The 9,376-nt window shown below is 70.6% G+C and carries 7 protein-coding genes; 3 read left to right on the top strand and 4 right to left on the bottom strand.

The features are described 5' to 3' along the window. Positions 1–377: 377 nt before the first annotated feature. Positions 378–926, bottom strand: a complete 549-nt coding sequence (locus ADL01_RS13745) for a MarR family winged helix-turn-helix transcriptional regulator (protein ID WP_053742257.1) — start codon at positions 924–926, stop codon at positions 378–380. Between the two features lie 146 nt (positions 927–1,072). Between ADL01_RS13745 and ADL01_RS13740 the strand changes: the two genes are divergently transcribed. Further along, positions 1,073–2,347, top strand: coding sequence for an MFS transporter (locus tag ADL01_RS13740; protein WP_053742256.1), 1,275 nt, complete (start codon positions 1,073–1,075; stop codon positions 2,345–2,347). Between the two features lie 16 nt (positions 2,348–2,363). Here ADL01_RS13740 and ADL01_RS13735 read toward each other — a convergent pair whose 3' ends face one another. The 3 genes from ADL01_RS13735 to ADL01_RS13725 all read right to left on the bottom strand — a co-directional run bounded on the left by ADL01_RS13735 (position 2,364) and on the right by ADL01_RS13725 (position 6,541). Further along, positions 2,364–3,194, bottom strand: coding sequence for a class I SAM-dependent methyltransferase (locus tag ADL01_RS13735; protein WP_053742255.1), 831 nt, complete (start codon positions 3,192–3,194; stop codon positions 2,364–2,366). 33 nt (positions 3,195–3,227) lie between these two features. Then, positions 3,228–4,937: a SpoIIE family protein phosphatase gene (locus tag ADL01_RS13730; protein ID WP_053742254.1), complete on the bottom strand. Its 1,710-nt coding sequence runs from the start codon at positions 4,935–4,937 to the stop codon at positions 3,228–3,230. Between the two features lie 212 nt (positions 4,938–5,149). Beyond that, the gene (locus ADL01_RS13725) at positions 5,150–6,541 is read right to left on the bottom strand and encodes an NAD(P)/FAD-dependent oxidoreductase (RefSeq protein ID WP_053742253.1); all 1,392 of its coding nucleotides are present in this window, start codon (positions 6,539–6,541) and stop codon (positions 5,150–5,152) included. A 380-nt stretch (positions 6,542–6,921) separates the two neighbouring features. Here ADL01_RS13725 and ADL01_RS13720 point away from each other — a divergent pair, with 380 nt between their 5' ends. Together ADL01_RS13720 and ADL01_RS13715 are read left to right on the top strand one after the other, a co-directional pair. Continuing rightward, positions 6,922–7,725, top strand: a complete 804-nt coding sequence (locus ADL01_RS13720) for a TetR/AcrR family transcriptional regulator (protein ID WP_053742252.1) — start codon at positions 6,922–6,924, stop codon at positions 7,723–7,725. Between the two features lie 183 nt (positions 7,726–7,908). Continuing rightward, a partial coding sequence (locus ADL01_RS13715) for a sigma-70 family RNA polymerase sigma factor (protein WP_053742251.1) occupies positions 7,909–9,376 on the top strand: 1,468 nt, incomplete at its 3' end.

Raw genomic sequence — 9,376 nt, 5'->3', positions numbered from 1 at the left:
TGCTTTCCAGGTTTCCGCTTTCGCGTTTCCCTTTCCGGCGAGTCCGACTCTATCAGATCCTTTCGGGCCTGATTCCCAGTCAGCGGGGCTTGTCTTCCCGGCTGTTGGGCCGTTCCGACGTCTCAAACCTTAACCGATCCTCTCGGCGATTCCCAATCGGGCCGCTGAGCTCCATCGAGCCTCATTCGAATTAAATTCGGGCACACCGAAATCAACCCGGACGGGAGATCATGCTGATGGTTTGGTTTTGCCGCTGCTGCGGCGGAGGTGCTGCCGCAGAACCGTTACGGCCCCGTGGCAACCCGAAGAACTTTACGGGTCGGGGAGGGGGCTGTCAAGCGCCCCCTGCCATCCCCGGCCTCGCCCTGTCAAGATCTTTAGTCGAGATCGCTAAGTCGGCCGCCGGCGTCCGGCTGAGCGTGCTCCACTCGGCGCAGGAGACGGGTGAGGACGTCGCCGAGACTCGCGCGTTCCTCCTGGGAGAGGTCCTGGAGGAGGTCGTCCTCGAAGACGGTGGCCAGGCGCATCGCCTCCAGCCACTTCTCGCGGCCCTCGTCCGTCAGCCCCACGATCACGCGGACCCGGTTGGACTCGTCGCGTTCCCTGGTGACCAGGCCCTCCGTCACCATCCGGTCGATCCGGTGGGTCATCGCGGCCGGAGTCAGGCCCAGTCGCTTCGCGAGGTCGCTCGGGCCCATGCGGTACGGGGCTCCGGACAGCACCAGCGCCTTGAGCACCTCCCACTCGGCGTTGCTGATGCCGAGCGTCGCGGTCTGGCGGCCGTACGCGACGTTCATACGGCGGTTCAGCCGGCCCAGGGCCGCGACGATCTTCTCGACCTGGGGGTCCAGGTCTCTGAACTCGCGCTGGTAGGCGGCGATCTGCTCATCGAGCGTCGGCTCACCGACGGCGGGGGTGTCACCCATGCCCGCAGTCTCCCATGCGGCCGCTTGGCGTCGAAGTCCTTCGAGGTGTACTGTTCAATTCTAAATTTTAGCTTCGAAGTCTTCATGTCTAACCCCTTCGGTTGGCGTACGACTTCACGTCAAGGCAGGTGAAAGTGACCAGGGCGATGGGCGCAGCGATGCGCCGGATCCATGTGGGCAACGCACTCAGCGCGTTCGGGCTCGGCTTCACCGTCCCCTATCTGTACGTCTATGTGGCGCAGGTGCGGGGACTGGGAGCCATGACGGCGGGACTCGTACTCGCCGTCTTTGCCGTGGCGGCGCTGATCGTGCTGCCGTTCGCCGGGCGGGCCATCGTCCGGCGCGGCCCGCTGCCGGTGCTGCTCGTCGCCCTGGTCACCGCCTCTGTCGGCGCGATGGGCCTCGGGCTCGCCGCCGACGCGACCGCCGTACTCCTGGCCGCTGTGGCGCTGGGGGCCGGGCAGGCCGTGATGCAGCCGGCGCTCGCGACGATGATCGTGGACTTCTCGTCGGCGGAGACGCGGTCGCGGGCCTTCGCCACCCAGTTCTTTCTGCAGAACCTGGGACTCGGCGTCGGTGGGCTCATCGGCGGGCATCTCGTGGACACGACCCGGGTCGGCTCATTCACTCTGCTGTTCGGCATCGAGGCGGCGATGTTCCTGCTGCTCGCTGTGATCATGGCGACCGTGCGGATGCCTCGTTCACCGAAGATCGACGGTGCTCCGGCTCAGGCCAGGGGCAGCTGGAAGCAGCTGCTCGGGAACCGGGCGATGGTGCAGCTGTGTGTGCTGGGCTTCGTGCTGTTCTTCGCCTGCTACGGGCAGTTCGAGTCGGGGCTGGCCGCGTACGGGGTCGAGGCGGCCGGGATCTCGACGTCGTCGCTCGGTTCAGCGCTTGCGGCGAACACCGCGGTGATCGTGGTCGCGCAGTTCGCGGTGCTCAGGTTCGTCGAGCGGCAGAAGCGGTCCCGAGTGATCGCGGCCGTGGGGATCCTCTGGGCCGTCGCGTGGGGCGTGGCCGGGTACGCGGGGCTCGGGCACGGCAGCCAGGCCATGGCGAGCGCCGCGTTCGTGTCGACGTACGCGCTGTTCGGGCTCGGGGAGGCGATGCTGGCACCGACCGTCGCGCCGCTGGTGGCCGATCTGGCGCCTGCCGGGATGGCGGGACAGTACAACTCGGCGTTCGCCCTGGTGAAGCAGTTGGCGCTGGCGCTCGGTCCGGCGGTGGGTGGGCCCCTGGGGGCCTCGCTGCACGCGCCGTACATCGTGATGTTCCTGCTGTTCTCCCTGGGGATCAGCGTCCTCGCCGTACGGCTGGGACGGCAGCTGACCCCCGTACAGAATCAGCCGTCTCTGGCGCGGCGGAGTCGGGTGGTCGCGCAGGGCGGGGCTTCGGTGGAGGCCGTGGTGCCTACTACGTAGTAGTAGGCACGGGCGGTCAGCCGGTCGCTGTGGCCAGGGTCGAGGTGAATGGGAGGGTTGCCGAGCCGTCGGGGGACGTGTGGGGGGCCAGTGCCTCGCGGATCGTTTCCGCTGCCTCGGTGAAGCGAGGCCGTCCGCCCGCCTCCTCGATCGACTGGCCCCACGGGACGGCCGCCAGGTGGCCGGTGACGAAGTCCGCGATGTCCGGGAAGGCGATCCCGAAGGTGACCTCGCGGATCGTGATGTCGTGGAAGCCTGCGGCGGTCAGGGCGGCGACGAGGCGGTCGGCGGGGCAGGAGAGGGACGTCTCGAAACGGGCCCTCGCCTCCGGATCGCCGTGTTCTGTGACGGCCTTGAGCTGGGCGGCGAAGTACGGAATGCGGTCTGCCGGCGGAGTCCAGGTGGTGATCGCGAGACGGCCGCCCGTGCGGGTGACGCGGGCCGCTTCGGTGAGTGCGGCGTCCAGGTCGGGGAAGTACTGGATGCCCTGTTGGCAGAGGACCACGTCGAACGAGTCGTCCGGGTACGGGAGTTTGTCGGCCGGGGCCTGGGTGAACTCGATGTCGGGGTACATCCGGGGTGCGTTGCGGGCGGCGGTTGTGAGCATGTCCTCCAGGAGGTCGGCGGCGGCCACGTGGCCCGTGGGACCGACCTGGGCGGCGGCAGCGCGGGCGACGAAGCCGGTGCCGCAGGCCAGATCGAGGACCTGGGCGCCCGGGAAGAGGTCGGCGGCCTCGACGATCGCGGCGACGAAGGGCGCCATCATGAGGGCGCTGTAGCGCTCGTAGTGTTCGGTGGCGTCGTGTGTGGCGTTGTCTTTGAGGGGGAAACCTGTGAGATCTGCCATGCAGGAGCTACTAGCAGGCGCTCGGGGGTTCGCCTAGGGGACGCGCGGAGCCTCCCTGGGGGCCGCTGCTCCGAGCCGGGCCGGATTGGGCAGCACGAACTCGCACCACACCGCCTTTCCGCCTCCCGGTGTCCGGCGTGAGCCCCAGCTCGTGGCGACCGCCGCGACGATGGCGATGCCCCGGCCCGACTCGTCGCCGGGTTCCGCCGTGCGGCGCAGGGGGAGGTGGTCGTCGCCGTCCGTCACCTCGACGATGAGGCGGCGGTCGGTGCGGCGCAGGCGCAGGCGCATCGGGGGTGTGCCGTGCTGGAGGGAGTTCGCGACGAGTTCGCTGGCCGCCAGGACGCCCACGTCGTGCAGTTCGGTGGGGAAGCGCCAGCTCGTCAGGACGCCGGAGGCGAACGCACGCGCGCGTGGGGCCGCTTCGATGCCGCCGAGGAGGTCCAGGGCCGCGTTGCGGAACAGGTCGCTGTCGGGGCCGGTGCGGGCCGGGTGCTGGAGGACAAGGACCGCCACGTCGTCGTCGTGGTCCGCGGTGACGCCCGCCGAGCGGACCAGCCGGTCGCAGACGACCTGGGGGCTGCCCGTGGCGCCGGAAAGGGCGCGTTCCAGGGCGGCGATGCCCTCGTCCAGGTCCTCGTTGCGGCGTTCCACCAGGCCGTCCGTGTAGAGGACCGCGGTGGAGCCCGGGGTCAGCGGGATCGAGCCGGAGGCGTGGATCCAGTCGCCCGTGCCGAGGGGTGGGCCGGTGGGTTCGTCGGCCCGTTGGACAACCCCGCTCTCGTCGCGGACCAGGATCGGCAGGTGGCCCGCGGAGGCGTACACCAGTTTGCCCTCGTTGGGGTCGTGGACGGCGTACACGCAGGTGGCGATCTGGTTGGCGTCGATCTCCGCGGCGAGGCCGTCGAGGAGCTGGAGGACCTCGTGCGGGGGGAGGTCCAGGCGGGCGTACGCGCGGACCGCCGTACGGAGTTGGCCCATGACCGCTGCCGCGCGCACTCCTCGGCCCATGACGTCGCCGATGACGAGGGCTGTGCGGCCGCCGCCCAGGGTGATGACGTCGTACCAGTCGCCGCCCACGGCCGCTTCCGTGCCGCCGGGGTGGTAGACGGCGGCCACGCGGAGGTCGTCCGGTTCCTCGAGTTCCTGGGGAAGGAGGGAGCGCTGGAGGGTCACCGCGGTTTCGCGCTGGCTGCGTTCGCTGGCCCTCAGGCGTTCGGCTGCCTCGGCGTGGTCGGTGACGTCGGCGGCGAAGATGAGAACGCCGCCACTGCCTTCGGGAGTGGCCGTCATCTCGACCGGGGTGCAGGTGATCGTGTAGGAGCGTCCGCTGTGCGCCTTGCGGGACTTGACCGTGCGGGGCTTGCAGCTGCGCAGGACCTGGTCCAGGAGGGGCAGCAGGCCCAGTTCGTCGAGTTCGGGGGCCGCCTCACGGGCGGGGCTGCCTTCGGGCCGTACGCCGAAGGCCGCCGTGTAGGCGTCGTTGACGTACGCGATGCGGTGATCGGCGCCCTGGACGAGGGCGACCAGGGCCGGGATGCGGTCGAGGACCTCGCGGGTGGGCAGCGCGTCGACCGCGGGGACGGGGGGCGCCCCGCCGGTGAGCTGCTCGGCGCGGGCGGCGGGTACGGAGCCGGGACCGGAGCTCTCGCCGAGTCGGTCCGGAGTCATCGGGTGATCGGTCCGCGCTGCGGCGCGGCGCTGCGTTCCGGGAAGTCGGGCGCTCCAGCGCGTGAAGTTCACGAATCCTTGCCTTGTGTTTGTCGGCACAGGCCGGCAGCGGGTCGGCCGGAGGTACGGGTGGTGTTCCCCGGGAGATGCAGCACTTGCGGAATGCCTCGTGGGTTTCGAAGGGCGAGCGGCGGCCCGCCCCAGGTCGGACCAGTCTGGCAGTGTGGTCGGCCGGGCCGACATCCTTCAGACGCAGGCCGCGTCGGTGGAGTTCCTGGATCAGGTCAGGATGACCCCTTCGGGTTCTGCTTCCGGTCCTGGTTCGGGTACTGGGAAGGCTTTCCACCGGCCGCGAGTTCGAACTCCGCGCGGGGATGTTCGAGCGAACCGAGGGAGACGATCTCCCTTTTGAAGAGTCCCGACAGGGTCCACTCGGCGAGCACCCGGGCCTTGCGGTTGAAGGTGGGCACCCGGCTCAGGTGGTAGACGCGGTGCATGAACCAGGCGGGGTAGCCCTTCAGCTTTCGCCCGTAGACGTGTGCGACGCCCTTGTGGAGTCCCAGGGAGGCTACTGAACCGACGTATTTGTGGGAGTACGTTTCGAGCGGTTCGTCCCGCAGAGATCGGGCGATGTTGTCGCCGAGGACCTTGGCCTGGCGGACCGCGTGCTGGGCGTTGGGGGCTGTCTCCTTGCCGGGTTCCGCGGCCGTGACGTCGGGGACGGCCGCGGCGTCTCCCGCCGCCCACGCGTGCGTGGCGCCCTCGATCCTCAGCTCGGCGGTGCACTTGAGGCGCCCGCGCTCGTTCAGCGGGAGGTCCGTGGCCGCGAGGAGGGGGTGGGGTTTGACGCCGGCTGTCCACACGACCGTACGGGTCGGGAAGCGGGCGCCGTCGCTGAGGACGGCGACCCGGTCCGCGCAGGAGTCGAGGCGGGTCTCCAGCCGTACGTCGATGTTGCGGCGGCGCAGCTCGGTGACGGTGTACTTGCCCATCTCCGCACCGACCTCGGGCAGGATGCGGCCCGAGGCCTCGACGAGGATCCACTTCATGTCCTCGGCCTTGACGTTGTGGTAGTACCGCGCGGCGTAGCGGGCCATGTCCTCCAGTTCGCCGAGCGCCTCGACGCCCGCGTAGCCGCCGCCCACGAAGACGAAGGTCAGGGCGGCGTCGCGGATCGCGGGGTCGCGGGTGGAGGAGGCGATGTCCATCTGTTCGATGACGTGGTTGCGCAGGCCGATGGCTTCCTCGACCGTCTTGAAGCCGATGGCGTGTTCGGCGAGGCCGGGGATCGGCAGGGTGCGGGAGACCGAGCCGGGGGCGAGGACGAGTTCGTCGTACGTCAGTTGCTGGGGGCCCGTTCCCTCTTCCGTGGTGGCGAGGGTGGTGAGGGTCGCGGTGCGTTTGGCGTGGTCGATCGCCGTGACCTCGCCGACGACGATCCGGCACCCGTCGAGGACCCGGCGCAACGGTACGACCACGTGGCGGGGCGAGATGTTGCCCGCCGCCGCCTCGGGGAGGAACGGTTGATAGGTCATGTACGGGTTCGGCGTGACGACGGTGATGTCGACCTGGCCCCGTTTCAGCTCCTGCTGGAGCTTCCGCTGGAGGCGCAGGGCCGTGTACATCCCGACGTAGCCGCCGCCGACAACGAGTATGCGCGTACGTTCCTTCACCATCCCATGACGCACCCAGCGCTCGCGTTTGTCCACAGGCCCGACAATTTGTGTGACCGGCGGACGGTGGACCGAAACGTTGCCCGAATCGTCGCCGCTCGGGGCAGAATCGCAGGTCAGCGGCGGTGAGCCGGGTGACCGGAGGGGGGGCATCCGGGACGTAAGCGACTCGTACTCCGATCGGGCGGCACCCTGTGCGGAACGTGCCCCTTCTGAATTGACCCTTGCTCAACTATGTTCGTAGGCCGACGGGGTGTAGGGGGATGCGCTCTTTCGGGTCCGCTCCGCGACGGGTGGGCCCGTGGCTCAGTGCTGGTTCCGTACGCTCCGGCTACCAATGGCGGGGAGTCTCCGGGGGGAGACGTCATTACCGGGGGAACATTATGCACATTCAGGATTCTCGTTGGTCATCCGCGTCCGCCATCGCACCAGGCGGACCGGTCAGCGCGGCGGCGGGCAACGGACGCGGTGACTCATCGCGTACGGCGCCGCTGCGTGTGGACGCACAGCGCAATCTGGAGCACGTACTGCGCGCGGCACGTGAGGTCTTCGGCGAGCTGGGATACGGCGCGCCGATGGAGGACGTGGCACGGCGCGCGCGGGTGGGTGTCGGCACGGTGTACCGGCGCTTCCCGAGCAAGGACGTCCTGGTCCGGCGGATAGCCGAGGAGGAGACCGCCCGGCTGACCGACCAGGCACGTGCGGCGCTCGGGCAGGAGGACGAGCCGTGGTCGGCGCTGTCGCGCTTCCTGCGGACGTCGGTGGCCTCGGGCGCCGGGCGGCTGCTGCCGCCGCAGATACTGCGGGTCGGCGTCGCCGACGACGACGCTTCCGACGGTTCCGGTGCCTCCGGTGGCCTCGGCCTCGAAGAGGCACGGGTGCCGCAGCAGCGGACCCAGCCGGCCGGTCCCGGTTTCAGCACCGGGGAGCTGCGGCTGGTGCCCGACGACGCCGCGGCGGCGGCTCTGGCGGACGACCCGGGTGCGACGGCACTGCTCGACGTGGTGGGCCGGCTCGTGGAGCGGGCGCGCGAGGCGGGCGCACTACGGCCGGACGTGTCGGTGTCGGACGTCCTGCTGGTGATCGCGACGGCGGCACCCTCGCTGCCGGATGCCGCTCAGCAGGCGGCGGCCTCGTCGCGGCTGCTGGACATCCTGCTGGAGGGACTGCGATCGCGACCCATGTGAAGTCACGTATGTGACGGTCAGGCGTTCCCCGTTCGGGTGAATGCCAGTACCTCGTTGCGGGAAGCCCCACGGATGAGTGGTTGGTTCGTTCCGGGCTCCCTGAACAAAGCCGATATGGCACTCTGACCCGGTGTTCGGGACTCGATGTGCAGTCAGCTGCGCAGGCGGCAGGGGCTTTCCGCGATGAGCGTTGACGGGCGGGACGAGTCACCCAGTGACGGTGACCCGGAGACCTGCGGCGGGCTGACCTCCCCGCAGGTGCCGAACCAGGGCGGTCCGGGCGGCGTTCAGTACCTGGGTGGCTCCCTGCCCGGTGCGGAGTACCCGGAGTACCTCGACGGCCCGATGGAGGGCAGCGTCCCGGCGCAGCGCGAGGGCGGCCTGCTGCCGCCCCGCGCGGACAGTGTGCTGCCGCCGCCCATCGAGCTGCCGCCGTCCGACACCGACCTGATCGGGCGGATGCGCTCGGGCGACGACACGGCGTACGAGGAGCTGTACCGGCGCCACGCCGATGCCGTACGCAAGTACGCGCGCACGTGCTGCCGTGACGGCCACACCGCCGACGACCTCACCGCCGAGGTCTTCGCCCGCATGCTCCAGGCGGTACGCGGCGGCTCCGGCCCGGAGTACGCCGTACGCGCCTATCTGCTCACCACCGTCCGCCGGGTCGCCGCGAACTGGACGACCTCGGCGAAGCGTGAGCAACTGGTCGACGACTTCGCGGTGTTCGCGGCGCAGGCCGCGCGCGGGTCGCAGATGGCCGCGGTGTCCGCCGACAACGCCACCCTGGACCTCGGTGCCGACGTACGCGCGATGCACGAGGCCGAGCGGTCCATGGCCATGCAGGCGTTCCGGTCGCTGCCCGAGCGGTGGCAGGCAGTGCTGTGGCACACCGAGGTGGAGGACGAGTCGCCGAGCGAGGTCGCCACCCTCTTCGGACTCGACGCCAACGGCACGCGCGTGCTCGCCAGCCGGGCCCGCGAAGGCCTCAAGCAGGCCTATCTCCAGGCCCACGTCAGCGCGACCCTCGTGACCGACGAGGAGTGCTCCCGGTACGCCGACCGGCTCGGCGCGTACGCCCGCGGCGGTCTGCGCACGCGGGCCGAACGGGGACTGCGCAAGCACCTCGAGGAGTGCGCCAGGTGCCGGCTGGCCGCGGGCCAGATCAAGGAGGTCGCCAGCGGTATCCCCGCCGTCGTACCGGTCGCGGTCATCGGCTGGTTCGGCGCCGCCGGATACGCCAAGGTGGCCGCGCTGGTCGCCGGGGGCGCCGGAGCGGGTGCGGTGGGCGTCGGCGGCGCGGCGGGCGGCTCGTCGTCCGGCGGGGCCGGTGGCGGTGCGGCGGTCTCGGAGGGGCTGGGCGCGCCGGTGAAGGCGGGCATCGCGGCGGGGGTCGTCGCCGTCGGGATCGCGGCGGTGGTGTTCGCGCTGGCGGGCGACGAGGTCCCGAAGGAGACGGTCGCTCGGCCCTCCTCGTCCCCATACACGCCGGTCCGGCCCGAGGCACCGACGCCGACGCCGAGCCCGACGCCGCCCGAGCAGGAACCCGAGCCGGCATCCCCGGCCGTGCTCCCGGCTGTGGCGCCCAGGCCCACCCCGACCCCCAGCCCCACCCCGACGCCGTCCCCGACACCCACCCCGAGTCCCACCC

Source organism: Streptomyces sp. NRRL WC-3618 (assembly GCF_001280005.1).
GTDB lineage: Bacteria > Actinomycetota > Actinomycetes > Streptomycetales > Streptomycetaceae > Streptomyces.
This window is presented reverse-complemented; position numbering and strand designations above follow the sequence as displayed.